General features: G+C 41.6%; 22 protein-coding genes and 2 pseudogenes. 12 read left to right on the forward strand and 12 right to left on the reverse strand.

The annotated features are described in order from the left end of the window. Window positions 1-79: 79 nt before the first annotated feature. The 5 genes and pseudogenes from ACWU4D_RS09195 to ACWU4D_RS09215 all read left to right on the forward strand — a co-directional run. A pseudogene (locus ACWU4D_RS09195) lies at window positions 80-533 on the forward strand (AraC family ligand binding domain-containing protein); the annotation flags it as partial. A gap of 62 nt (window positions 534-595) precedes the next feature. Then, window positions 596-913 (forward strand): annotated as a pseudogene (locus ACWU4D_RS09200) (helix-turn-helix transcriptional regulator); the annotation flags it as partial. Between the two features lie 84 nt (window positions 914-997). Continuing rightward, the gene (locus tag ACWU4D_RS09205; protein ID WP_456051122.1) at window positions 998-1738 is read left to right on the forward strand and encodes an AzlC family ABC transporter permease; all 741 of its coding nucleotides are present in this window, start codon (window positions 998-1000) and stop codon (window positions 1736-1738) included. Beyond that, a complete protein-coding gene (locus ACWU4D_RS09210) occupies window positions 1735-2061 on the forward strand; it encodes an AzlD domain-containing protein (RefSeq protein ID WP_456051123.1) in 327 nt (108 codons plus the stop codon). The genes ACWU4D_RS09205 and ACWU4D_RS09210 overlap by 4 nt, the downstream gene beginning before the upstream one ends. A 418-nt stretch (window positions 2062-2479) precedes the next feature. After that, window positions 2480-4453 carry a methyl-accepting chemotaxis protein gene (locus ACWU4D_RS09215; protein ID WP_456051124.1) on the forward strand — a complete coding sequence of 658 codons (1974 nt, stop codon included), beginning with the start codon at window positions 2480-2482 and terminating at the stop codon, window positions 4451-4453. 111 nt (window positions 4454-4564) lie between these two features. Here the strand turns inward: ACWU4D_RS09215 and ACWU4D_RS09220 are convergent, their stop codons facing one another. Then, window positions 4565-5437, reverse strand: a complete 873-nt coding sequence (locus tag ACWU4D_RS09220) for a LysR family transcriptional regulator (RefSeq protein WP_456051125.1) — start codon at window positions 5435-5437, stop codon at window positions 4565-4567. Window positions 5438-5571: 134 nt separating this feature from the next. Here ACWU4D_RS09220 and ACWU4D_RS09225 point away from each other — a divergent pair, with 134 nt between their 5' ends. Beyond that, window positions 5572-6831 carry an adenylosuccinate synthase gene (locus tag ACWU4D_RS09225; RefSeq protein WP_456051126.1) on the forward strand — a complete coding sequence of 420 codons (1260 nt, stop codon included), beginning with the start codon at window positions 5572-5574 and terminating at the stop codon, window positions 6829-6831. Between the two features lie 73 nt (window positions 6832-6904). On the opposite strand, the gene ACWU4D_RS09230 is transcribed toward ACWU4D_RS09225, so the two are convergent. From ACWU4D_RS09230 to ACWU4D_RS09240, 3 genes are all read right to left on the reverse strand, one after another. Then, window positions 6905-7996 (reverse strand): acyltransferase family protein, encoded by a 1092-nt coding sequence (locus ACWU4D_RS09230; protein ID WP_456051127.1) that lies wholly within the window; start codon window positions 7994-7996, stop codon window positions 6905-6907. A gap of 384 nt (window positions 7997-8380) precedes the next feature. Further along, window positions 8381-9025, reverse strand: coding sequence for a DsbA family oxidoreductase (locus ACWU4D_RS09235; RefSeq protein WP_456051128.1), 645 nt, complete (start codon window positions 9023-9025; stop codon window positions 8381-8383). Between the two features lie 232 nt (window positions 9026-9257). Continuing rightward, complete coding sequence (locus tag ACWU4D_RS09240; protein WP_456051129.1) at window positions 9258-10121, reverse strand: phospholipase A; 864 nt, start codon at window positions 10119-10121, stop codon at window positions 9258-9260. Window positions 10122-10368: 247 nt separating this feature from the next. Here ACWU4D_RS09240 and ACWU4D_RS09245 point away from each other — a divergent pair, with 247 nt between their 5' ends. Both ACWU4D_RS09245 and ACWU4D_RS09250 read left to right on the forward strand, forming a co-directional pair. Further along, window positions 10369-10782, forward strand: a complete 414-nt coding sequence (locus ACWU4D_RS09245) for a DUF2061 domain-containing protein (RefSeq protein ID WP_456051130.1) — start codon at window positions 10369-10371, stop codon at window positions 10780-10782. A 135-nt stretch (window positions 10783-10917) separates the two neighbouring features. Beyond that, a complete protein-coding gene (locus tag ACWU4D_RS09250) occupies window positions 10918-11676 on the forward strand; it encodes an SDR family NAD(P)-dependent oxidoreductase (RefSeq protein ID WP_456051131.1) in 759 nt (252 codons plus the stop codon). Between the two features lie 96 nt (window positions 11677-11772). Here the strand turns inward: ACWU4D_RS09250 and dctP are convergent, their stop codons facing one another. From dctP to ACWU4D_RS09290, 8 genes are all read right to left on the reverse strand, one after another. Next, window positions 11773-12813: a TRAP transporter substrate-binding protein DctP gene (gene dctP / locus ACWU4D_RS09255; protein WP_456051132.1), complete on the reverse strand. Its 1041-nt coding sequence runs from the start codon at window positions 12811-12813 to the stop codon at window positions 11773-11775. Between the two features lie 100 nt (window positions 12814-12913). After that, on the reverse strand, window positions 12914-14236 hold the full coding sequence (locus ACWU4D_RS09260; RefSeq protein ID WP_456051133.1) for a TRAP transporter large permease: 1323 nt from the start codon (window positions 14234-14236) through the stop codon (window positions 12914-12916). Then, complete coding sequence (locus ACWU4D_RS09265; RefSeq protein WP_456051134.1) at window positions 14233-14742, reverse strand: TRAP transporter small permease subunit; 510 nt, start codon at window positions 14740-14742, stop codon at window positions 14233-14235. Before ACWU4D_RS09265 ends, ACWU4D_RS09260 begins: the two co-directional genes overlap by 4 nt. Before the next feature lie 342 nt (window positions 14743-15084). Continuing rightward, window positions 15085-16575 carry a tripartite tricarboxylate transporter permease gene (locus ACWU4D_RS09270; RefSeq protein WP_456051135.1) on the reverse strand — a complete coding sequence of 497 codons (1491 nt, stop codon included), beginning with the start codon at window positions 16573-16575 and terminating at the stop codon, window positions 15085-15087. Between the two features lie 9 nt (window positions 16576-16584). After that, window positions 16585-17037 carry a tripartite tricarboxylate transporter TctB family protein gene (locus ACWU4D_RS09275; RefSeq protein ID WP_456051136.1) on the reverse strand — a complete coding sequence of 151 codons (453 nt, stop codon included), beginning with the start codon at window positions 17035-17037 and terminating at the stop codon, window positions 16585-16587. A 232-nt stretch (window positions 17038-17269) separates the two neighbouring features. Then, window positions 17270-18193 carry a tripartite tricarboxylate transporter substrate binding protein gene (locus ACWU4D_RS09280; protein WP_456051137.1) on the reverse strand — a complete coding sequence of 308 codons (924 nt, stop codon included), beginning with the start codon at window positions 18191-18193 and terminating at the stop codon, window positions 17270-17272. 36 nt (window positions 18194-18229) lie between these two features. Next, window positions 18230-18700, reverse strand: a complete 471-nt coding sequence (locus ACWU4D_RS09285) for a hypothetical protein (protein ID WP_456051138.1) — start codon at window positions 18698-18700, stop codon at window positions 18230-18232. Window positions 18701-18879: 179 nt separating this feature from the next. Then, window positions 18880-20826: a methyl-accepting chemotaxis protein gene (locus ACWU4D_RS09290; protein WP_456051139.1), complete on the reverse strand. Its 1947-nt coding sequence runs from the start codon at window positions 20824-20826 to the stop codon at window positions 18880-18882. A gap of 725 nt (window positions 20827-21551) precedes the next feature. Between ACWU4D_RS09290 and ACWU4D_RS09295 the strand changes: the two genes are divergently transcribed. The 4 genes from ACWU4D_RS09295 to ACWU4D_RS09310 all read left to right on the forward strand — a co-directional run bounded on the left by ACWU4D_RS09295 (window position 21552) and on the right by ACWU4D_RS09310 (window position 26885). Next, complete coding sequence (locus tag ACWU4D_RS09295) at window positions 21552-22517, forward strand: LysR substrate-binding domain-containing protein (protein ID WP_456051140.1); 966 nt, start codon at window positions 21552-21554, stop codon at window positions 22515-22517. Window positions 22518-22583: 66 nt separating this feature from the next. Next, the gene (locus tag ACWU4D_RS09300; RefSeq protein WP_456051141.1) at window positions 22584-22934 is read left to right on the forward strand and encodes a putative quinol monooxygenase; all 351 of its coding nucleotides are present in this window, start codon (window positions 22584-22586) and stop codon (window positions 22932-22934) included. 221 nt (window positions 22935-23155) lie between these two features. Beyond that, a complete protein-coding gene (locus ACWU4D_RS09305) occupies window positions 23156-24991 on the forward strand; it encodes a hypothetical protein (RefSeq protein ID WP_456051142.1) in 1836 nt (611 codons plus the stop codon). A 31-nt stretch (window positions 24992-25022) separates the two neighbouring features. After that, on the forward strand, window positions 25023-26885 hold the full coding sequence (locus tag ACWU4D_RS09310) for a hypothetical protein (RefSeq protein WP_456051143.1): 1863 nt from the start codon (window positions 25023-25025) through the stop codon (window positions 26883-26885). The last annotated feature ends 27 nt before the right edge of the window (window positions 26886-26912 follow it).

Here is a 26912-nt window from a genome sequence, read left to right on the forward strand (position 1 = left end):
ATAGCAACTTTGTACAAAAGTTATCGGAAGCATTAGGGTACACTCGAAACAACCGTTAGCGATGTATGTGGATAAACCGATGGTAAGTCATAAAAAAAGCAAAGAGCGTGCTGACTATAAGATCGCAGCTGAGCTTGGCGGCTTGGAGATTTTAGATGCTCAATATGACAAACAAAACTTCTCTCGTCATAGTCATGAAGGCTATACCATTGGGTTGATTGAAACCGGAGCCCAACGTTTTTATCGCACTGGTGGACACCATGTCGCCCCTAAAAATACAATTATTCTGGTCAATGCCGATGAAGTCCACAGTGGGCACTCTGCATCAGAAGGTGGCTGGGCCTATCGAGCGATGTATCCTCTTCCTCAACAACTTGAAACCATATCGAAAGAGTTATATTTACCAAACCATGGTATCCCTTATTTTCCAAAAGCGGTGGTTGAGGACCCTGAACTAGCAAGTCAACTCCGGCTTGTATTCAATACGCTACAAAACTCGGATAATCGATTACTTCGAGAGTCGTTAATCTACAGCACCATGATTAAGTTGATGGGAAAGCACGCTAAGGCTAAGCCACCCAGCCTAAATACGACCAAGATCCAACAACAGGTTCGGTTAGTTAAAGAGTTTTTGGATGACCTTCCTCAGGTGGATGTCTCGCTCGAAGAGCTGGCAAATATGTCTGCTGTAAGCCCATTCCATTTGATTCGCTCATTTCAAAAAGAGTTTGGTCTTCCTCCTCATGCCTATCAAATCCAATCGCGACTTCGCTTAGCGAGAAAGCTGCTCAAGCAAGGTCACTCGATTTCAAATACGGCACAAGAGTGTGGTTTTCACGATCAAAGTCACTTCCATCGACATTTTAAAAACGCCAATGGGTACACTCCCGGGCAATACCTAAAAATGAACTAAGCAATTTCGTACAATTTGTACTGAACCTTAATCGTTAAATTAAGCGCTATAAATTACCGGATAATGATTGGAAGAATGATATAGATGCAACCGAGTAAAACCCAATTAACAAGTCGACGAACCCATGCTTGGCAGGGTGTATTAGCCATGTTTCCTCTTAGTGTAGCGGTTGTCCCATGGGGATTTCTAGCAGGATCATACGCCATTGAAGCAGGGCTTTCGGGGCTCGAAGCACAAGCAATGTCAGCAGTCTTATTTGCAGGTGCAGCACAGTTAGTCGCGGCTGGAATGTTCAAAGAAGAAGTTGGACTTGCCACGATGCTATTGACCACGTTTTTTATTACCTCTCGGCATTTTCTATACAGTGTGTCGATGCGAAGAAAAATCAGTGGATTATCGGGACGTTGGCGGGCATTGCTCGGTTTTTTGCTAACTGATGAATTGTTTGCTGTTTGCAGTGGACAGACGGAAAGTGAATTTAATCGGTGGTATGCCTTGGGTGCTGGTGGGTCTTTCTACATTGTCTGGAATATCGCAAGTTTTATCGGCATTGTCGCTGGCAGTCACATTCCATCCTTGGGTGAGTATGGCTTAGACTTTGCGGTCGCCGCGACTTTCATTGCCATTATTATTCCTCAGATTAAATCTTTACCTATAGTGTTTTCGGTTTTAGTTACTATGGTAGCAGCCAGTTATTCCTCATATTACCACTTAGAAGGGGGATTAATGATTGCATCGTTAATGGGTATAGGAAGTGGTTATATTTGCGAATTGATGATGAAACAGTGGAAAGCTAGACGATTTGCAGAAGGAGGCTCAAAATGAATATGCTATCTATTTTGGCAATGACAGCGATTGTATTCCTAAGCCGCTATCTGTTTCTTGAGCCAAAAGTGCCGTTAAAGTTAAGCTATCACGCTCAGCGAGTATTAAGTTATACCGGGCCTGTTGTTTTAACGGCGTTATGGGCTCCGATTGTATTCTTACCAGATGGGGATCTTAGACTCACGTTGAATAACCCCTATTTAATTGGCGCTCTACTAACCGCTTTTATTATGTGGAAAACTAAGAATGTATTATTAACCATCGTTTTAAGTATGATCGTGTTTCTATTTCTTAAATTATCGGTATTTAATTTACTCAGTTAAATAATACAACTATATTAAAAACACGATTCAATAGTATTAAGAAATTTGCAACCTAGTTAATATTCATCAATGTGATGCTTATTCAGGTTTGGTGTAAATAAATAATTACAGGCTATTGCCTTAGTATGTGTATTGTTATTATTAATAATAAATTAATTTATAATAATCAATGGGTTATTTATTTTTCCTGGAGCGGTTGGTTATATTGTTTCAATGATAACTATTGATGGTAGTCATTGGTATTCTCGAGTATTGTTAATACTGAAGTTATATCTCATTGATTATTTTAAAAATTATTAATCATATTTATATTCCTATAAATTAGAGACTAATTTTTATACAGAATGATGGTAGATAGCATTTATTGTGCTAGCTTTAATGTTATAACAAAATTATAACATTAAAATGGCTAGGTATTATGCAACTTTCAATCAAACAAAAGCTGGTGCTTGTCTTTGTGCCTCTACTCCTGACGATGCTGTATTTCTCGTGCAGTAAAATTTACTCTTCTTATAACTTAAAAAATGCGGCGGATCGAGTTCATGTGTATATAGAGCTTGCAGCATACAACAGTCGATTAGTACATGAACTTCAGAAAGAACGAGGAATGTCTGCGGGCTATTTGGGGTCAAACGGGACTAAATTCGCCGATCAGTTACCAGCTCATAGGTTAAAAACAGATAGTAAACTCGCGGATTTAACAGCGTTCCTGTCTGAGCAGGGGGATTTTCTTAAAGGAAGCCCCAAGGTTTGGTCGACGATGGAAAAGGCAACGACTATGTTGTCTGAGTTGAGTGCTATGCGTTCAGGTATTACTAGCTTTGATACATCCGCAGGAACCGCTATAGAATACTACTCCAAGCTCAATCAGTACCTGCTTAGCATTGCGGTCGAGGCAGAAAAACTCTCTGAAATTGTCGAAATGACGCGGAAGCTTGCCGCATACTATGAATTTTTACAAGGTAAGGAACGTTCAGGTATTGAACGGGCAGTCTTGTCGAATGTATTTAGTGTGGGGGCATTTTCTGATGGAATGTATCGTAAGTTTGTTACTTTAGTCAGCGAACAAAATACGTACTTTACGACATTTAAAGCGTATTCAGACCAAGAAATTTCTGCTGGATTCGAAAAGATGGAGTCGTCAGATATTTTTAAAGAAGTGGAAAAATATCGAGCTAGCGCTTTTGCGGGAGAAATGAACCAAGATGCGAGTGCATGGTTTGCAGCTTCAACCAAACGAATTGATTTGCTAAAGAAAGAAGAGGACATTCTTACTGCTGATCTAATTCTACGTTCGGAAGATGAGCTGGCGAGTGATACGAGAGATTTCTGGTTCTTTCTTATCCTGACGATTGTGTTGGTTTCGATGACCTCGATTATCGGGTATAAGTTATTACGCGACATGAACGCGCAACTTATGTGTTTGAATACAACCATGACACTTGCGTCGCAGAAAGATCTTACTAGACGTTGTTCTGTTGTGGTTGATGATGAACTCGGTGATATTTCTAACAACTTAAATGAAATGTTAGGTGTGCTGACTGGAGCGATTGATTTAATACGAAGTTCAAGTATTCAATTGGCTTCTGGTGCTGAGGAATCGACGGTTACGGTTGCTCAAAATGCACAGAACCTTCAAGCTCAACATTCGGATGTGATGCAAGTGGTTACTGCGATAGAGCAGATGCGTGCCTCAGTTGAAGAAGTTGCTCAACATATTCAAAATACCTCAGAAAGAACAAGTCAGGCTAAAGAGCAAGTGTTAGGAAGTGCTGGGAGTGTTGAAGGGTCTGAAGCGTCTATCAAAGCAGTTAATACGAAAATTGAAGTTGTATCTGAGACGATTTCAAACTTACATCAAAGCAGCAGTGATATTTCGAGAGTTGTTGAAGTCATACAAGGTATCGCAGAGCAAACCAACTTGCTGGCTCTGAATGCAGCGATTGAAGCTGCTCGAGCAGGTGATTTAGGTCGTGGTTTTGCAGTTGTGGCCGATGAAGTTCGCTCACTAGCTCAGCGAACTCAAAGTTCTACCCAAGAAATTGAAAAAATGGTTTCTACTCTCCAGCATGATAGCTCGAATGCGTATACCCAAATTAATGACGCGATGTCAGATGTAACAGAGAGTGTAACTAAAGCGGGTGAAGTACAAGGTAAACTAACCGAAATCGTAGCCACGATTGAAACAATCGATGATATGGCATTACAAATTGCAACGGCATCTCAAGAGCAGGTGGTCGTTACTGCCGATATTGCGTCAAGAGCGCAGTCTATTGGTGATAGTGTAAGTGCTACCGTAGTAAGTGGAGAGCAGATTCTAGTGACTGCAAAAGAGCAAACTACTCTGGCTACTAAATTACAAGATCTTGCGGAGCAATTTAAACTCAAATAAGACACCATAAAGGGGCAATATGCGAAGTCAGAGCAATACTGACAGTTACAACGTATTATTGTCCCTTTATCTATCCCACGAATTACTCAACTGACTTCCCTCATGTTATACCTATTCACGCTTTTGAAGTGAAGATATCCCATCATTAACCCAATTAAGAAGTTGCTTGGTTGCTTTGGATAAAATTTGGTTTTGCCGCACGATGAAGCCTAGCTCCGTTGTTGGGAAATCTGGCAAGGGTGTGACCGAAGAGGTGAGATGACGTTGAGTCGATAAAGCGAATTCTGGAACAATGGCAATTCCAAAACCAGCCTCTGCCCAATCAATTTGTGCATCGACACTACCCACCTCCATTACCCGATAATTTGAAAGGTTTAGTGTAGGTAGCGCACTATCAATAAGATCTCTGGTACGAGTATCGTGACCCAATAATATAAGGGTTAACTCTGTGTCCTGTTCTGTGTTTCGTTCGAATCCATTCCCGAATGCAACCCACTTTATTTGCTGCAGCTCAACGAAGTGCAATGGTTGGGTTTGTTTTTGTGAGATGACAAACCCAAGGTCTGCTTCTGCTTTTTTGACCAACTCAGAAGCTTGTGATGACGTCGTATTTAACAGTGCAATATCGATTCCTGGATACTTCTCTTTAAATAGTTTGAAAGCTTCAATAAGCAAAGTACGAGAAATGATGTCGCTCGCCGCAATAGTAATAATGCCTTTGTCGAGATCATTAAGAGCATTCAGATCCGCTTGGCAAACTTGTAATTCCTGAAGTGTTTTTACACTGCTTTCTAAAAGCCGTTCGCCGGCTTGGGTGAGGTGAAATGGGCTTCTCTCGATCAGTTTGACATTCGTGGCCAGTTCTAACTGCTTCAGGTGTAAACTCACATTAGGTTGAGTCATGTGCAGAGCCACAGCCGCTTTACCAAAATGTTTATATTCTGCTAACGTGACAAATGTTTTAAGCCAATGGATATCTAGCATAACTTCCCCTCATTAGAGCATTGATCTCAATATTCTAGATATATGAGATACTTATCAAGTTAATTATTATAATTAATTTCTCTTATTTATTCGACAGGACTAAGATGATTTCTTAATCAATTCGGAGAAATATTATGTCGTCTATTGTTGTTGTGGGTGCCAATTGGGGTGATGAAGGTAAAGGCCGTATCGTTGACTTTTTAGCATCAGATGCGTCTGCCAGTATTCGTTTTCAAGGCGGAAACAATGCCGGTCATACGGTTGTAAATGATTTTGGTACATTCAAATTACACCAGTTGCCAAGTGGTATCTTTAATCCGAATTGTATCGCGGTTCTTGGCCCTGGCATGGTAATCAGCCCTGCTGCATTGACTCAAGAAATCAATGAAGTAAAAACCGCAGGTGTAGATGTAAACTTATGTATCTCAGATCGTGCTACTTTATGTCTTCCACTGCACGCACTTGAAGACACGTTAGAAGAGCAACGACTGGGTGATGCAGCGTACGGTTCAACTCGCCAAGGTATTGCACCTGCTTATGGCGATCGCGTTATGAAGAAAGGCATTTTAGTGGGTTGGTTGAACCAGCCGGATGTACTCGAGCAGCGAATTCAATTTATGCTCGATTGGAAAATGCCTCAGTTGAAAGCATTATACCCAAGCTGTGATTACACAGAGACGGCGGCAGAACTGACGGCGTGGCTGTTAGAAGTGACCAAATCTTGGAGACCCTTTATCTGCAATGTCACCGAGCCACTAAAAGCACTGCAAGCAAACGATTCGAACTTATTGTTTGAAGCTCAATTGGGTGCGGGCCGTGACCTTGTGTATGGCGAATACCCATGGACAACCTCATCCAATGTTACCGCGGCGTATGCCGGTATTGGGAGTGGTTTGCCGGCATTGAGACCAGAGCGCGTTATTGCGGTTGCTAAGTCATTCAGTTCATCGGTAGGGACGGGAACACTCGTCACTGCAATGGAAGAGCAAGACAACTTCCGCGAAAGTTCGAATGAGTTTGGCGCGACGACTGGTCGCCCACGTGATATGGGGTATTTTGATGCCGTTGCGACTCGAAATGGTGTTGAACTGCAAGCAGCGACCGAGATTGCTTTGACCAAAATTGACTGTTTAACAGGAATGACAGATTTAAGAATTTGCGTCGCCTATGATGGTGAACACAGTGAAAATCCTATTTGGCCACAAACGGCAGATCTTAAGCCTGTTTATGAAAATATGAAAGGCTGGGATGAAGACATCACAGGTTGCCGAACGTTTGAAAGCCTTCCACAAGGTGCGCAAGATTACGTGACACGTATTGAAGAGTTAATGGGCGTGCCAATTGTAATGGTTTCGGTAGGCCCAGAGCGTGAGCAAATGATTATCCGTAAATAATATTTTATTGGTAAAAAAGATTATAAAACCTAGCTAAGTGCTAGGTTTTTTTATGATTGATTAAATTAAGACATTACATTGATTTGGTCACACGCCAATTATTGAAACGCAGCTTTTGCACTAACTTATTTGATTTAATGGGATAAAACCCTAACGACAGGATGTTATTTCTCACCACTATCCATTTAATCCCTAGAGGAATAAAAATACACAGCAGATAAGAGAATAATCTCGCAATAATAACGATAGTTTCATTCTCTATGATACTGGCTAAATAGGTGGCAACAGTGTCATTAATAGGCACATGAAAAATAAGAATAAAAAGGCTAGATGCTCCAAGGGCAAGTGGTGTGAAACTCAATCGCTCACTTTTAGATAAGAGCCAGGAAATCGTCAGCACGATATATATACCAAATATTGCCCCAGCGGTTGCATAAAACGGATTGAGATATGATCTGTCGTGAAGGTTTATATGAGCGTCTGTGAAATTGACGATTGCGAGAAACAATACGATAGAAGCGATGACTATATACTTACTTGGGGAGAAATTAATTATGTGCTTTCTCAATAAATGACCCAAAATAAAGTAAGAAGATGATATAAGAAGCAAGTCTGAAGAAAAAGGAAGACCTAGAGAAAGAAAAGAATAGGGTGATGTTTCAATATCTTTATTCCAAAATAGATCGATAAATGTAGGGCTAATAAATAAGAGGAAAATAAGAGATATAAATTGAGTTGCCCACGATAACTTAAAGTGTTGAGCAGTTTTACATATAAGATATGAAAAACAGTAAACAGCAAATAGATGCGTTAAAAACCATAAAGGAATCCAAATTCCGAGTTCACTAGAGCCATTGCCATATAATATGCTAACAAGTTTTGATAATATATTTTCCTTGCCTGTTAATATATGAACAATTAATACAATAAAAAGAACGAAAAAATAGGGCTTCAATAATGATTCAGACTTTTTAATTATAAAGTCTCTTGGTTTCGAGTTAAACGAAAAGAAAACGCCTGATAAAAAGAAAAATAGCGGCATGCGAAATATAGATACAGGTTCGGTTATAGCAGGGAAAATGTGCCCTAATCCAGTATGGAAAAAGGCTACCAGAGAAATTGAAATACCTTTAGCTACATCAATATGCTGAACTCTATCACTCATTGTTACACCGAACATTGGTACAATTATATTAGATATCTATATTGTAACTATCTAATGTTATTAAAAACTGTATTGTTTATTAGAATCCAGTTAAAAATAAATTCATTATAAAACAAACTTCATTTCGGGAATTTACATGAAATAATTGTGATGTCGATAACTTAGGTGGATGTTTGACAATAAATTCACATGATGTGGTTAAATATCTTAAATTAACGTTAACAAATTAAATAAAACTCTATTTGTCATATTTAATACAAGATTGTGTTTATTTTTAATATGGTAATTAATGATTTATTTTATTAAAAATCAGAAACAAGACCGTAAATATTTAAGGTATACTTACGGTCTTTTTATTTAATAAATCAGTCATTTAAAAAGTGGTTAGCCCGCAGAAAGTTCAGACAAAATCTGCTTAAAACTGCTCACAGGGTGAGCACCTGAAACCGCACTTTCACGATTGAAAATGACTGTCGGCACGCTCGAAATACCTGCATTTATCCATTCTTTCTGCGTTTTGCGCACTTCATCTTGGTAGTGTTTATCGTCAAGGCGTTTGATGCCTTCTTCGCCATCAAGCCCAACCATATTGAGAGCTTCGAGGAGTACCGTTCGATCAGAGACATCTTTCTGTTCTGAGAAAAAAGCAGAGAATAAGCGAAGTTTTAGTTCAGTCTGTTTTCCCGTTTCTTTGGCAAATTCTAAAAGAATATGCGCCTCAAAGGTATTCACCATTTTCATGTCATCAAAATAGTTAAATTGAAATCCCTGTTTTGCACCTTTCGCGGCAATGTTCTCTCTTGCTCGAGCACTGTCCTCGGGTGATGCCCCGTATTTTCTCGCCACATGGGCTCGTAGGTGTTCCCCTTCTGCTGGCATATCAGGGTTGAGCTCAAAGGGTTGCCATTCAACGTCAATTTGGTCTTCGAGCCCCAGTTCAGTGATAGCTGCACGCAAATTATTATAGCCAACAATACACCATGGGCAGACAACGTCCGATACGATATCAAGTTTGATTTTCTTCTTCATAGATTTACCCTGCTATACGTTAATACGCCAGATGATGAGTCTGGAAAAATTACTTTGAACGATCGTTCATGATGGTATCGTACACTGAAATGAGAGTAGATGCGAATTTGAGGGAGTATGGAAGCGGAGAGTTTAAAGAATTGGTGTTAATTGCGATAACGCAACCTGTGTTCTGAGATGTCTCAGGTTGCGTTATGATTTATCTGTGCTTTAACCATCTTAGGAAAGAGAATCACAACCAGTCTGTGAGCGAAATTCCAACGCCAACGACATTGGTGTATTCATTGTATTCAATCAGGCTATTGCCGTAACCAGAAAAGACTTGGAGATAGCCACGAATCCCGCCGCCGACGGGAAAGCTCCAGTTCAACTCAGTCGAGCCTTTGCTGAAGCCACTTTCTAGATTATTACGGCTTGTGAAAGTAAACGTATTGTCGTCATGTTTATAAATTAAGCTCACTTTACCATGACCATAAAAGTCCAATAAATCGGCGTTATCATCATCGTCAGAATCTTCTTTAATGCGAACCCATGGATTGACGATAACGGCAAGGTTGTCCTTTTCAAAGGCAAAGCTACTTTCTATACGGTTCCAACTGCGTGATAGAGGCTCCGTTCTACCATTGGATTGGTGGGTAAGGTTGAGCGTCGCCACTTTGAATTTCCAATCATTCGGCAATTCCATATCGGGAGCCCAAGTACCAAATAATTCGGGTTCATAGTTTGTCTCACGAAAAGGGGATGAATTATCTGTGTTGTACGCCTGCCAATAGGAGTTCTGGGTATAACCGAAAAATAGTGAATATGGTGAGTCGATAACGCCGGTGAGCAATGGAATCTTGAAACTAATTTGGAAGGTGATCTCAAGGGGCTGTAATGATTCATCATTGAGATAGATATCTTGATAGACCTTACTGTCTTGAAGGTGATCGCTATACGTGATCGGCAATATGTAGTTTGGCTTGTGCGGAATAATTGAGAATCGAGTTTCCTGAATCTTCTTTTCTTCTTTTATGCGCTGGTCAATAAGTGACGTTTCAGCAACCACGTTAGTGCTAATGAGTAGAGCACCGAGAGACAAACAGAGTAAACGCATAATGATATTGCCTTGATTAATGATGGGTCTTTTAGAGTTTCACCGTAATGCACAGTGTAACTGCCCGTAATTATGAAAGAAACCCGAACATTCGCTTTTTAAAGTAACAACCTAATTCGAGAGTGCCCCATCTGATAGGAGTGTGAACGTCTTTATCTATTGAACTAATAGAGTAATTCTATTTTATTAATTGAGAATCATTCGCAATAATATATCCATAGAATGAAATGACTCAGAGGACAATATTATGATCAAGACAATCACATTTGCAGTAATACACTTCAGTATCGCGACCGCGGTTGCTTTTGTACTCACTGGCGATATTTTGATCGGTAGCATGATCGCTATGATTGAGCCTTCAATTAATACGGTTGCATTTTATTTCCACGAAAAAGTATGGTCACGTGTTCCAGCTTTAAAACAACGTAGAGCAGATACCAAAATTAAAACCGCGAGTTTTGCAATTATCCACTTTAGCGTCGCATTTTTGGTCACTTACGTGATTACTGGAGATGCATTCATTGGCGGTATGATGGCAACGATTGAACCTGCAATTAACTCGGTTGCTTACTTTTTCCATGAGAAAGCTTGGTTAAAAGACAACGCTAGAAAACGTGCATCGTCAATAAGTTCAAAAATCCAAACTTTGGTACATGCGTAATCGATGTTAGATGATAAGTAATATAACGGCTCCCTCTACTTGAGGCTTGTTCAAATAGAAATTCACGAGTATGGTCGAAGGACAAACAAGTGAATACTATGTCGATGAACGAGTGTTATAGAAGAGGGAGTTTTTATGTCTAAAGTTGTATTTATTACTGGCGCGACGTCTGGGTTTGGAAAAGCCGCGGCCAAACGGTTTGCACAAGATGGCTGGTCGTTGGTCATTACGGGCCGAAGAGAGGCTCGGTTGGTCGAATTGGCGAAAGAACTGTCTTCTCAAGTACCGGTTCATCATGCTCAATTAGATGTCTGTGATGCAGACGCCGTAAAACAAGTGATAGAACAGCTTCCAGCAAAGTTTAAAGCGGTAAAGGTTCTATTGAATAACGCAGGCCTTGCTTTAGCTCCTCACCCTGCACCAGTGGTTGACTTGGCCGATTGGCACACCATGATTGATACCAATATTAAAGGTTTGGTCAATGTTACGCACGCGCTTCTGCCAACGCTGATTGAAACCGGTGCCGGTGCGACAATCATTAATACAGGCTCGATTGCGGGAGAATGGCCTTATCCGGGCAGCCATGTCTATGGTGCTAGCAAGGCGTTTGTTAAGCAATTCAGTTACAACTTACGCTGCGATTTAGTTGGAACAGGAGTGAGAGTGACCGACTTAGCGCCGGGTATCGCTGAGACCGAATTTACGTTAGTTCGCACCAAAGGTGATCAACAAGCCTCTGATGACCTGTATCGTGGTACTCAAGCATTGAGCGCCGAGGATATTGCGGAGCAGATGTTCCACATTGCAACGTTACCGGAACATATTTGTATTAATCGGGTTGAAGTGATGCCAACTTGCCAAGCGTGGTCACCGTTTTCTATTGAGCGTGATTAACCGAATAATACAAAAAGTAAAAGAGGGCGATGGGCCCTCTTTGGTTGGTCTAATTATATCGACTTACTGGGTGTGAAGTTCAATCACAAAGTCGCATTAGCTATAGCGGTAAGGTCGACCCGCTTTCACCATGTCAGCGTTGTATTTCTTAAATATTTCAACCACTTTGGCTTTCACTGGCGATTCTTTCGCGATTTCATCCCAGAACGCTTCAGCCTCTGCTTCTACAGTCGCCCACTCTTCATCTGGAATAGTAGTCAGCTTCATGTCTTCGCCTTCAACACGTAGTTTCGCTTCGCCGCCCCAGTACCACCATTGACGATAGTAGTGTGAGGTGTCTAGACATAGACCAAGTAGCTCTTTTAGGTGTTCTGGCAGTTCGTTATAACGATCCATATTGGCGAAGAATGAACCGACCCAAGCACCAGAAATGTTATTGGTTAGGAAGTAGTTGGTTACTTTAGACCAACCTACGGTGTAGTCTTCGGTAATACCAGACCATGCAATACCGTCGATTTCGCCTGTTTGAATCGCAACTTCAACGTCTTCCCATGGAATAGACACAGGAACAACACCAAACTTCGTTAAGAAACGACCTGCTGTTGGGAAAGTGAATATCTTCAACCCTTTGAGATCTTCTAGGCTATTGATAGGTTCTTTGGTTGCAAAGTGGCATGGATCCCATGCGCCAGCAGAAATGTGTTTTACGCCCACTTTTGCGTACTCGTCTGCCCAGATTTCGCCTAAACCGTATTGATTGAACAGCACAGGAACATCTAAAGAATAGCGACAACCGAATGGGAAATACCCACCGAATGTTGTGACTTCCGTCGGTGATGCCATTGAGTCATCATCTGACTGAACGGCATCAATGATACCTTTTTGCATCGCTCGAAATAGCTCGCCAGTTGGAACCAATTGATCGGCAAAATAGAGCTCGATTTGCATCTCTTCACCCGCAATACGGTTAAATGCTTCGATCGCGGGCTTAATGACGTGCTCTGCGAGTGCTGGACCTGCATAAGTTTGCATGCGCCATGTAATCTTTGGGCTTGCTGCAAAGGTTTTAGCAGGTGCGAGTACGGTACCTGCAGTCAGTGCGGCTGCGCCGGTTAAAAACTTACGTCTTGAATTCATTGTTATCCCTCCGGTGGATAGTTAGGGCAGAACAATGTCTGCCTTGTCGCTCTTATTTCTGTAGAAAAGGGTCGATAAAAAGGGGAAAGAAGCCAAATGACTACTTCCCGTATACGTATTCAGGTAGCCATAATGCTAGGTCTGGAAAAATCATGATCAGAATTAATGAAAAGATCATTATTCCGACAAACGGTCCAACTGATCCGTAAATATCACGTAACGATATTTCTGGTGGAGCCATCGCGCGCATTAAAAATAGGTTGTAGCCAAATGGTGGTGTCATGTAAGCAATTTGGCAGGTCATGGTATAAAGCACACCGTACCAAATGAGGTCAAAGCCGAGGGCGTGCACCAATGGAACGTACAGTGGCGCAACAATCACCAACATGGCTGTATCGTCGAGGAACGTGCCGAGAACGATAAACGAAAGTTGCATTAAAATCAGAATAGTCCAAGGGCTCAAGCCCAATTGCTCGGTAAACACACTTTCGATGGCTTTAACTGCACCAAGGCCATCAAATACAGCGCCAAAGCCAAGAGCCGCCAAGATAATCCACATGAACATACAAGAGATGGCGAGTGTATTTCTTACCGAGTTTTCAAAGACATGTTTGGTCATTCGGCCTTTGAGTATTGCGGCTAGAAAGGCGGCCATTGCGCCAATTGCTGAACTCTCAACTAAGCTCGTCCAACCGCTAACAAAAGGAACCATCATCACAGCAAAGATACCCAACGGAAGTGCGCCAGCGCCTAAAAGACGAAATTTCTCCGCTTTTGAAACATTGCGTTCTTCTTCTGAAAGTGCTGGCCCTAGTTTGGGGTTCAAGTGACAACGAACCGCAATGTATACGATAAATAGTACCGCCATAATTAACCCAGGGACGATTCCGGCTAACCAAAGTTGTCCTACTGGTTGACGTGCGATCATTGCGTATAACACAAGCACAACCGAAGGAGGCACTAGAATACCGAGCGAAGATCCCGCTTGAATGACTCCAGTTACCATCTTCTTGTCATAGTTTCGTTTCAGGAGTTCAGGTAACGCAATCGTAGCTCCGATTGCCATTCCAGCAACGGATAATCCATTCATCGCTGATACCAATACCATTAATCCGATAGTACCGATCGCAAGACCACCTGGCATCGGTCCCATCCATACATGGAACATCTTATAAAGGTCATCTGCTATTTTGGATTCGGAAAGAACATAACCCATGAAAATGAACATCGGTAGCGTAAGCATTGGATACCAGTTCATTAATTTAATTGCGGCAGTAAAGGGGATTTCTGCACCACCCGTTCCCCATAACATCATGGCTGCGATAGCCGCAACAGCACCGATGGCGGCAAATACTCGTTGTCCCGTTGCCATCAGCAACATCATTAACGAAAACATCATTATTGCGATCGTGCCATAACTCATTTGATTTCTACTCCGCGAATAGTTGCAATATCTTTAAACAGTTGTGAAATGGATTGAAGGATCATCATGACAAACCCAAAACACATTATGGCTTTGATCGGCCACAAATAAGGCCGCCATGCAGAGCGACTTCGCTGACCATATTCGAGTGAATAGAGCATACTTTCTAAACCGCCGTAGAGCAGAACGCACAGATAAAATATGAGGAAAAAAACCATGAAGGCATCCATCCATGCTCGCGTCTTCACCGACCATTCACCATAGAAAAGATCCATACGGACATTTGCTTTTAACTGGATAGCATAAGCCCCGCCAAGAATGTAATAGGCGACCATCATGAATTGTGCAGATTCTAAGGTCCAAAGAGAGGGCATGAAAAAGGTTTTGGATATCGAGGACCACATTAGAACGCCCACAATCAGGAAGATTCCGTACATCATAAAGCGGCCTATGAGTCGATTAAACTTATCGACGTACTTCACGTAGGCAACAATAAAACCGGGCATGAGATTTCCTTTTCGCAGAAAACAAAAGCAAAAAATGATGAGATGTCTTTTTTTGCTTAAAAATAAATTCGTCACTAAGGTGGCTAATTGCGATATTCATTCCAATCCCCTATCGATAAACGGCAAATGAATTAACTTTTTAAATAACAATTGGTTACGTGGCTTAATGCACGCTATTAGCGCATGAAGCTTGAGGAATAGAGAGCAACCCTGGAAGGACTAGAAGAAAGTGGGAACAAAATGGTGCGCTAATCACTATTGTGATGCATCGCTTGGAGCAGATAGAGGGCAAACAAAAAAAAGCACCCAATAAATGAGTGCTTTGATTGCAGGTATATAGTGCTAATCGGGGAGCTTGGCTATTTTCGACTTTTTCAACTTCATTGTTGAATAGACCGAGAAGACAGCCATCAATATGAATACCGCCGCGATTGGCCGTTCATATAAGAAAGACCAGCTACCTTCAAACATAAGCAGCGATTTCCGCAAGTTTGTTTCCGCCATCGGCCCGAGGATAATGGCCAACAGTATTGGAGAAAGGGGAATATCTAATTTGGTAAAGATATAGCCCAACACACCAAATGTTAACGCAATACCAATGTCGAACATTGAGTTATTAATGGCGTAAGCGCCAATGACTGACAAGAAGATGATCATTGGAATCATTAGGATTTTTGGCACTTCGATAATGCGACAGAAGAAGCGAATACCGAACAGACCAACCAATAACATTACAATATTGGCGACTAACATCGAGCTAAATACACCGTAAACCACTTCTGGATTTTGGCTAAATAGTAATGGCCCTGGAGTTAAACCCTGTACGATAAGTGCGCCTAACAATACAGCCGCAACAGCATCACCCGGAACGCCTAATGTAAGCAACGGAACGAGAGAACCACCCGTTACGCCATTGTTTCCTGCTTCGGCTGCCGCTAGGCCATGAACAGAGCCTTTGCCGAATTCATCAGGATCTTTTGCAACCCGTTTGGCTTCGTTATAACAAACGAATGCAGAAATATCCGCGCCTGCGCCAGGTACTGAACCAATTGATGTTCCGATTAGGCCACTTTTTACCGCAGTTGGTAAGAGTGTTTTTACGTCTTTTTTACTCAGTAATTTGTAGCTGAAATCTTTATTTAAGTCGTCTTGTTTATCAAACAGTTTTTCGATTTGACCAAGTGCCTCAGACAATGCAAATAAACCAATCAATACTGGGATAACGTTGATTCCACTATAAAGATCGAGCACGCCAAAAGTAAATCTCGGTACACTGCTGATCGGATCAAGTCCAACCGTCGCAACTAGCAAGCCAATACAACCTGCAAGTAAGCCTTTTAGGATACTTTTTGAGGAGATACTCGCAATGATGGTTAATCCAAATATGGCCAACGCAAAGTATTCAGGAGCGTTAAAGCGCAAAGCAAAATCTGCTAGAAGAGGCGCAATTGCGATAAGGATAACCGTACTAATCAATCCGCCGATAAATGACGAAACAGCTGCGATACTTAATGCACGAGCAGCTTCACCTTTAATGGCCATGCTATGACCATCGAGCACGGTTGCTGCTGAAGCTGGGGTACCGGGCGTTTTCAGTAATATTGCTGCAATTGAACCGCCATAAATACCGCCGATATAAACACCAATGAGCATCACTAATGCTGCTGTTGGTTCCATTCCAAAGGTGAATGGGAGCAGAAGTGCTACCCCCATTGTTGCAGTAAGCCCGGGTAGGGCGCCTAAAATAATACCGCCCAATACTCCGAATAGGAGCAGTGGGAAAATGGATGGGCTGAACGCCACCGATAAACCATGTAACAGGTACTCAAACATAACAGCTCCCTAAAACATTGTGCCTTCGGGAAGCATGATGAAAAACACTTCTCCGAATATGTAGTAAACAGAAAATACGAAAACCCACGCTGTTACGTAGTAGCTAACCTTTTTAACTTTTAAGAATAAAAGGTAGGCCGTAAAGCAAACTAGACTCGCAATTAAATACCCAAAAACTTGCATAATCAGAGCATAGCTCAGCAAAAATATGATCCCATAGAGAGCAAGTTTCGAGAATATTGGCTTGGAGGAAGTCTCTTCAGCAGGCTCTTTGTTCATGCGATCTTTAGCAATCAATACAATACAAAGAATAATTTGTATGATCGCAATCATGGTCGGGAAGAATTGAGCCCCGACACTGGCATCACGATACAGTGGTAAATCAAAGTCGTTGATTAAAAACAACAGAACGACACTGATAACAATGACGGTCATGGGTAAGATAGTATTTCGATTAAACATCACGCACCTGCATGTTTGATGGCTACACAAGACGAGCCATAATTAAGTAATAAATTTGCGTGTAAAACCGTAAGTCGTGGCATCCATTATTCAGCGAATGACGGTTTGGTCGATCTTGTTCTAACAGTTTGATATACAAAAGAATTAACTAAATCTAGCCGTTAAAATCAAAAGACGGCATTAGCCTAAGAGCTCTAATGCCGAATTCTATTTCATTGACAACGATGTTTGATTACTTGATTAAGCTACCAAGTGCCGCACTGTCATCTTTTACAAATTGAGTAAACTCAGCTGCATCCATGTTATGGATAGTCATCGCGCCTTTTTCCATGAACGCTTTGAAGTCATCAGATGCCATTGCTTGATCGAATGCGTTACCTAAGATTTCGATAACTTCATCTGGAGTATCTTTAGGTGCACCCAGTCCACGCCATGTACCAGTAGAAACATCTACGCCTTGCTCTTTAAGAGTAGGGACATCAGGTAGGAACGCAATACGCTCTTTAGACATAACACCTAACGCTTTTAACTGACCAGAACGAAGCTGAGAAATTGCTTCACCTGGAGTAACCATAGTCACGTCGGTGTGTTTACCAAGTACGGCAGGGATTGCTTCAGATGCGCCATTGTATGGGATCGCATTCATTGTAATGTTCTGATCTTTTTCAAGCGCCATTAAGTAGAAGTTTGGTTTTGCTGTTGAAGCAAATTTCACAGAACCTGGTGCTGCTTTAGCCGCTGCGATTAGGTCGTTGATTGTGTTGTATTCGCTGTCTTTGTTTACAAGAACAACTGCTGGATCCAAGTTAACCATACGGATTAATTTGAAGTCGTCAGCAGTGTGACGCATTAAGCCCATTTGAGGTAGAGAAGCGATTTCACGAGTCACAACAGTAAGCGTGTAACCATCAGGCTTTTGTTGCGCACCAAAGCTCATACCTACAGCACCTGCGCCGCCAGTACGGTTAACAACAGTGATTGATTTACCTAAAATATCTTTTGTACTGTTTGCAATTGTACGACCTACAGCATCCGTACCACCACCAGCACCAAAAGGAACAATTAACTTAATATTTTTGGCAGGGTAGTCTGCTGCCATTGCTGCTGAGCTACATAGTAGTCCAGTCATCAATACGGTTTTCAACAACTTTTTCATTCTACTTCTCCATCTTGCTTATTATGTTTTAATTACCTAATCGAGCAGTCGCTTGGTAGGGTCGGTACGTTTTGTTTCTTGGTAGTCACTGATACACAGTTGTTCTATTGCTAATGCTACCCAACTTGCGGCTAGCATATCGAACCAGGGTTCAACACCACTACAACCCACAACGATATCGCCATAAACGAACGAACCGTAATACAGAACGTCGCCCGAGCGAAGTGAGCTAGGGTGTTGTGTGTGAAGAGAGATATTGGCAGAGTTATTACGCCATGCTTGAGCGGCTTTTTGGCGAGCAAGTTCGTCAAATGGAACTTGCCACTCTTCGGGGTTGCCTAATGTTTTTTCATATAAAATGGCGTCTTCAAAGGTTGATTCCCATGGTTTTATACGAGGATCAACAACCACGATATGCAACTCTTTTCGACATGTCTTTTTAAAAAGCGCTTCAATGGAAGGGGTGACAAGTTCTACTGCATCCGCTGCTATTTTTTGTAAATCCATGAAAATCTCTCAGCTAATTTTAATGTAAATAAGATTAGTCTTTTTAAGTTGTACGTCATGTATATTTTGGCCATTACATGGCTTTCATCACACTATTATCATTTAATATGACAAAAACGTAATTGCATCTCTCTCATTTTTATGAACTTTATTGCTATGAGTGAACGTACAAAATCTATCTAATTAGCGATTTTAAAAATGGACACTTGATCTAATTGTTGCTCTGATTGTCCTTTTAGTTCTCTGCTGACAGTTTCATTTTTTTCCGCTTCCTGGAATGTTGCATCTCCTAGTTCAACGATTTTATGCACACTGTGAGCAACTTGCCCAGCTACCGCGAGCTTATCTTGAGCAGTGGAGGCAATATGTTGACTGCGTTCACGAATGTTCTCTAGCAAATCTGTAATCTCAACCAATTTGTTTTGGTTTTCATCTGCATGGGATAGACAGTCGTTGACCATGCTATCGCCTTTGCGCATTAGCGAAGAGGTAGACTCTGTGACACTCTGGAGAGCTTCAATCATTTCATAAATCTCAACGGTTGCATTTTGAGTGCGTCCTGCCAAGCTTCTGACTTCGTCAGCGACGACTGCGAAACCTCGTCCTTGTTCACCAGCCCGAGCAGCTTCGATAGCGGCGTTTAATGCCAGTAAGTTAGTTTGCTCAGCGATGCCCTGAATAACATCTAGGATTGAACCGATAGCATCGGATTGTTGCTTAAGTTGATCAACTTTAGCGACGGCATCTGTCATAGTGTGTTGCAATTCGATGGTGGTTTGTTGAGTCAGTTGTACCGACTTGCGTCCAACTTCGGCTAGGTCACTGACGGTAACGATTTCATCACGTGCAGTATTGGCTTCTAATGAGACTTCTTGTACGCCTTGTTCCATTTCTTCTACTGCGCCAGCAACGATTTCGGTTTGACTTTTTTGTTCTCGAATTAATGTACGGGTTTGTTCGCTAGCTTCAAGGCCATGGTCAGAGGCATCTCCGAGTTGTTTCGCACTGCCTACCATGTCACCGATGACTTGTTTTAGCTGGTCGGTAAGTGTATTAAGTTGGTTGGCAATTTGTCCAAATTCATCTTGTGAATGCACATCAATTTGATGGGTGAAATCGCCACTAACTAATCTTTGCATTTGCTGTAGTGTGCGTTTTAATGGTCCTCGGATACTTCTGGTCACACTCCAGGTAATTGCAAGTGCGACGGCAATAGAAAGAACGACCACGACTAACATTTGCAGCATGCTGTCCTCTACTGTTTTGACGCTGAGTGCCTCTGCTTGCTCTAGCTCTACCGATACTTCCGAGCTGGCTTGGCTGAGTAATTCAAGTGCCTCACTCAATGTAGCGTTTAGATCAGTGAGTTGGTTTTGTTGGTCATAAACCAGTTGGCCACTTGAAGACATCGTGTTAAACAACCCTTCCGCTGAGAATGCTTCTTCGATAATCTCATAGTAGCTGTCTAAGAATTCCACACTTCCTGGTTCAGCGGCATCCAATTGCTCTCTTTTGCTAAGTAGCAACTCATAATGTGCGCGTATTGATTCTAAGTGGCTCAATTGTTCTTCGCTTGAAGGTGCATACAAAGCTTGGTCGACGGCTCTTCCTAATATAACGCCATCTTTGATCAGTCCTTTCGCAAGCCAAGCTAAATCACTCGACACCATTCCAACAACAGCTTCACCGTCATCGGCGAAGTAGCTCCAATCTAAGGAGAATGAACTACTTTGATCTTGAAGTGTTTGATCGACGACTAACCATTGCTCTCGGGTTATGAACTGCTGGTTTGCAAGTGAGAATAGTTGTTCAGCTTTCGGGGCTATTTCAGATAGAAGGTTTGAGATTTTCGGATATTCTCGGCTTTGTTCCGTGAGTTCTTGGCTTAGTGTTTTGTACGCCTCGATCGACTGTTTTGTATTTTGCTTAAGGTGTTCGAGCTGTGTGCCATCAGTTTCTGCGCTGTGGAGTCCGACTAAACGAACGGCGTTTAGCAGTAAACCTGATTGTTGGTTTACGCGCTCTGCCATGGGCGAGAGTTGGCCGACCGTTGTATGCATTTGTGTTTCTAGATTTCGAATATTGAGCTGACTAATAAACGTAATCGTAATAATTAAACAAAACATTAGGATGAACCCGAGTAGAGTTCTCATAACAACCGACAAATTCATAAATAACCTCGTGTACCTTTTGGTAAGAGCTGATGTTTAACAATAGTTAGAATGAGTATAGGTGGTAATTCAATTTGTCATGCAAATGAGAAAGCTAAGAAAAAGAGGGGTATCGTTAGGAGAAAAGTGCCTATTGATATGAATAAGCAAACCTATCAGGCAAGCTTGTATTCGTACATTTTATAACTTGATTTCACTCGAGTTTTATATCTAATAATCAATGGGATAACTTAGATTTTGATGCACATTTTTTATTGTAAAAAGAGATTCGTCTGGATTGAATTTCAGATTACTTAGGCCGACTTTTAGTCATCTATGGCAATCCTGATTTTACGTCTCGACATCATGTAATTGGTTGTTTTGTGGAGTAAGTCATACAAATAGTCATTCTAGTGCTCCAATAATTGAGAGCGATATCACCTTAACGCAATGGAAGGTGTTGTTGGATACACTTTAAGGTGTGAAACCTATCGAGAGATCTTGTCATAGTGTGTGAGTATCGAGAAGAGGACTCTTATTGTTCTCTCTCGGTGAACATATTGCCTTTTTATTGTTAATTATTGAAAGTGTTAGTTTTTCTGTTTTATTCACTTGCTCTCTATGTTCATATACCCAATACTTAGACGATTCAACTGGTTTTTGGGGTGCGAAAGCTCTGCTGTTGATTAAGGATGACTTAAGTGAAAGAACGAATACCGCCACTCCTTGGGATGTACTACTTTTATGTTGCTGCTGAAAAAGGCAGTTTTAAAGCTGCGGCGGAACAATTGTTTGTCACCTCTGCTGCGATTAGCCAACAGATACGTCAACTTGAAGAGTCGTTGCAATGTGAACTTTTCGTTCGTCAGCACCGGAAAGTGACCTTAACACCCGAAGGTGTGATTCTTTATCATTCAGCACAAAGAGGGTTTACAGAGCTAAAAGATGGACTAAGAAAGCTCCATCAAGACCCACAACCCAACCGTTTAGCCATTTCTACTCACCCTACCTTTGCTCAGCATTGGTTAATCCCCAGAATCAAAGCATTTCGTAAACTCCATCCTTCACTGTCGATGCTTGTAGATCCTGGCTATGACATGGTGGATTTTCAAGATGGTTCAATCGATGTGTGCATTCGTTATGGTGATGGAAATTACCCTCATTTAGAAACAATCTGGTTGATGGATGAAATTTTATACCCTGTATGTCACCCCAGTTATCAGGAAGAACTCTCACTATATGATATTAGCGATTTGAGTAAAGCAGACTTAATCGAAGATGTTTGGCCCGATATGACGTGGGGGTTGTGGTTTGAAAAGATGCAAATGTGCAGTGCTCAAGCTTCGTTAAAGTATGATGGTTCACAATTTGTTATGGAAGGCGCATTGGCTGCACAAGGTGTAGCATTGGTGAAACATAGCTTAACCTATCGCTATCTTCACGAGAGTAAATTAGTGCGTATTGGTAATCGAGCGGTGAAGTCGAAATACAGTTACTATTTGTGCGCACCAAAAGGGTCATTTCATCGAGAGAAAATACGTGCGTTTGCGGATTGGCTAAATTCAGAGGTTCATATCTTTCAACAAAAAGATGTGGAAGGTATAAATTTACTCAATTTACCAGACGAAGACGATAGTGTTATAGAGATTGTTGGGCAACGAAATTGATAGTGGAATGCGCTTATATTAGTAAAGCAAATTAGCGCACTTCAATAAATATGATTAGGAGATATTATGACAAGCCGAGTGTATGTATTAGCGCAATTTAAACCTAAGACGGGAAAAGAGGCAGAGCTGTTTGAAGTATTGAAAGCGCTAGAACCAGACTCTTATCGCGAAGAGGGATGCATACAATATTGTGTTACACGTCAAATCGATCACCCTAGTGCGACGAGAAGTGAGTATTCGATCGTATTTAATGAAATTTGGCGTGATGCAGAGGCATGGGCTGCACATGGTCGACGCAAACAGATTAAGCAATTTTTCCAAACTCAGGTCGAGGCCGAAACGGGTTTGGTTGCGGATGTGATAGTCACAGCATACAGTGATGAAGCACAAGATTATGATGTGCCAGTGTACCAATAACAGTAATATTGAAATTTTATAAAAAAAACAGCAAGTTAGTGTTAATTCCATATGGCATTAACTTAGCTGATTTTCTTGGATCTCATTTATATTAAACCTATCTCTATTCAACATATGTTCTTTGTTGTGTTGAGTATCACTAAATTCCTGCATTTTTCTCGAACTATCCTATATTTATACCAAATACATTAGTTTTTATGAATATAGGGTTTTTGTACACTATGCGGTTAGTTAAGAATTTCATACCGACGTTGTTAGTGTCTGTTTTTCTATGTGGATGCAATGAGTATTCTGAATTAGAAGATACTTTGTCCAGTATTGCAGATCTAGAAGATAGCCTTTCTGACAACTCAGATACAGCAGGGCTTTCTGCCTTCAATCTTACCAATATTAGCGCCGGAACGACCGATGTTAAGCAGATGACTTTAACGTGGACATCGGCATTAGACAGTTCTGGTGTTGCTTACGTCGTTTGTCAAAAAGATATCAGTCAAAGCTATGATTGTAATCCACTCGCTTCAGTTATTGACTCATTAACCACAACGATAAACGTAGACAGTTTAGTTGAGGCAGCTTCTTCGGAATATTTTATCCTAGCCTATGATGGAAGCAGTATCGAGCTCTCAAATGAGGAGGCATTGGCGGCAGAAACGGTTACTCAAATGGTTGGGTATGTGAAAGCTTCTAATACAGGATCACAAGATTCTTTTGGTTACAGTGTGGCGCTAAGTGGTGATGGGAATACTTTGGCGGTGGGGGCCTACCTTGAAGATGGCGATGAAAACGCGATAGAGAATTCAGGCTCTGTATATTTATTTAATTATGATAATGACCGCTGGGTGCAAGTTGCCTATCTTAAGGCCGATAATGCGGGCATAGGGGATGAATTTGGATTTAGCGTCTCGTTAAATGAAGATGGCAGTACATTAGCGGTGGGTGCTTACCTTGAAGATAGTGTCGCTGATGACGCAACTGACTCTGGGGCTGTGTACTTGTTTGGTGATGACAATGGAGATTGGGATCAAGTCGCCTATTTAAAGGCATCAAATCTTGGCTCAGAAGATCAATTTGGCAGGCATGTAGCATTGAGTGCGGATGGTACAACCTTAGCAGTCGGCGCACATTTTGAAGACAATGGTGCGCCAGGTATTGTTGCTGGTAATTCTAATATTTCAGATTCAAGCCCAAAAAGAACGAATTCTGGAGCTGTGTATTTGTTCCATTACTCTGACAACAGTTGGGTCCAAACCGCTTACATCAAATCTTCTAATACTTGGAGTGGAGATTGGTTTGGTCGTAGTGTCGCACTTAATTCTGATGGAAGTAGATTGGCTGTTGGATCCCCTAATGAAGATTTAACTGGTTCTATAGGGAATTCCGGAGCTGTCTATTTGTATAGTTATGATACGGATAGTTGGACGCAAACCGCCCATATTAAAGCTTCAAATCCAGGTAGTTCCGATCAATTTGGTCGGTATCTAGCATTAAGTTCTGATGGCAGTACTTTGGCGGTCGGTGCCCGTGGTGAAGATAACGCGATTAAGGGTGTGATCAGTGATGGTTCAGAAACAACAGAGACAAATAGTGAATCTGATTCCGGGGCGGTATATGTGTTTAGTCACTCAGGTAGCAGTTGGGAGCAAGAATCTTACTTAAAGGCATCGAATACCGGTGAGGATGATTTCTTCGGGCATCGAGTCGCATTGAGTTCAGATGGGGACACACTCGCTGTTACGGCATATCGAGAGAATAATAGCGCAACTGGCATTGTTATTAATGGTACAGAAGATACCGACGTTAGCGAGGCAACGAATGCAGGGGCGGCATATCTATTTAGTCGATCAGATGGTATTTGGGAGCAAGCCGCATACATCAAGCCAACTAATACCAGTCAATTTGACCATTTTGGTTTTGGAATGGCATTGAGTGCTGACGGGAATACATTAGCAGTAGGAGCGAAACTCGAGGATAGTGCGATTACTGGCGTCACTTCCGATGGCTCCGAAATTGAAGATACTAGCAATGAATATAATTCTGGCGCTGTGTATATCTACTGATATTTCTTACGATACTTAGGATCATTCTAATATGCAGTTAATGACTTGTTTGCTACCTATTTTTTTACTTACCGTAGTACTAAGCGGATGCAATGGGCATTCTGACACGACAGCACTTTCTTCTTTCAATCTTTCCGATATGAGTGCCGGAACCTCCGATGTTAAGCAGATGACACTAACGTGGACGTCGGCCTCGGATGATTCTGGTGTGGATTACGTTGTATGTCAAAAGGATACTTCTAAAGACTATGATTGTGACCCGATAACGGCAGTTACTGATTCGTTAACCGCAACGATTACGGTAGACAGTTTAGTTGCGGCAGTTTCTGCGGAATATTTTATCTTAGCTTCTGATGGAACTGATATTGAACTCTCGAATGAAGAGATGCTCACTGCAGACACCGTTACTCAGATGATTGGGTACGTGAAGGCATCGAATACAGAAGCAGACGATGCTTTTGGCTATCGTGTCGCATTAAGTGCTGATGGGAATACTTTAGCTGTGGGCGCATTTCTCGAAGATGGTGATGAAGTTGCGGTAGAAGATTCAGGGGCGGTATACCTATTTAGTTATGATGGCGAACACTGGGAGCAAACCGCTTATCTTAAAGCTGATAATGCGGGAGTCAGGGATTATTTTGGGTACAGCTTGGCTTTAAACGAAGATGGCAGCACACTTGCAGTAGGGGCATATAACCAAAACAATCAAAGTTATGACCAGGTAATAAATGATCTTGGTAACTACGTAGCTTACGGTGATGGTGCTGTCTATTTGTATGAAAAAACGAATAATGGTTGGGGGAAAACTGACTACCTTCAGGCATCAAATCGTGAAAAAAGAGATAACTTTGGTTGGAGTTTAGCATTAAATGCCAGTGGCGATATTCTTGCGGTGGGTGCGAACCTAGAGAATAGTAGTGCCAAAGGTGTTCAAAACAATGGGACAAATATTACAGAAAATAATAATGATGCAAATAATTCAGGAGCAGTATATCTATTTGGTAAGGCTGACAATTACCTCTGGGAACAGACTACGTTTCTTAAAGCTTCTAATTCTGACAAAGGAGATCAGTTTGGCCGTAGCGTCGCATTAAGTTCTGATGGTAAGACGTTAGCCGTTGGCAGTTTCCGAGAAGACAATAGCACTAGTGTTCTCGATAACGATGTCACTGACTTTGTCTCTGGCGTTGAAGCTGACGTTAAAGATTATGGCGCAGTTTATCTGTTTGTCAGTGATGAAAATGGTAATTGGGCTCAAGATGCATATATTAAGGCCTCAAATATTGGAGCGAGTGATCTTTTTGGATATTCGGTGTCATTGAATTCGAATGGAACAAGATTGGCTGTAGCAGCACATCACGAGGGTAGTAGCGTCAATGGTATCGTTACGGATATAACTGAACAGATGACATACGACAACGATGATGCAGTAAAGTCAGGAGCGGTTTATATGTTTGACTATATCAATAACAGTTGGACTCAAACCGCCTATATCAAGGCATCAAATACCGGCGAAGATGATCGATTTGGTAAGGCGGTAGTATTGAGTTCTGATGGCAATACTCTCGCTGTGGGTGCAAATCAGGAGGACAATAGTATCAGTGGTATTGTTAGTGATATATCGGAGCAGATGAATGATGATGCAACTGATGTAGGTGCGGTATATCTGTTTAGTCATACAGACGGAAATTGGGAGCAAAGTGCCTATATCAAAGCGTCTAACTCTGAAGAAGAAGATAACTTTGGTATTGGCTTGAGCATGAATGAAGATGGTAGCATTTTAGTGGTGGGGGCTCCTCACGAGGGTACTAGTGCAACTGGTGTGATTTCCGATGGCTCTGAATTAGACAGTACTAGAGATGCACTTAACTCTGGTGCGGTGTATATCTACTGATGTTGTTTATTATACACAGCTCCAAAT

The sequence above is a fragment of the Vibrio phycocola genome (assembly GCF_053850235.1).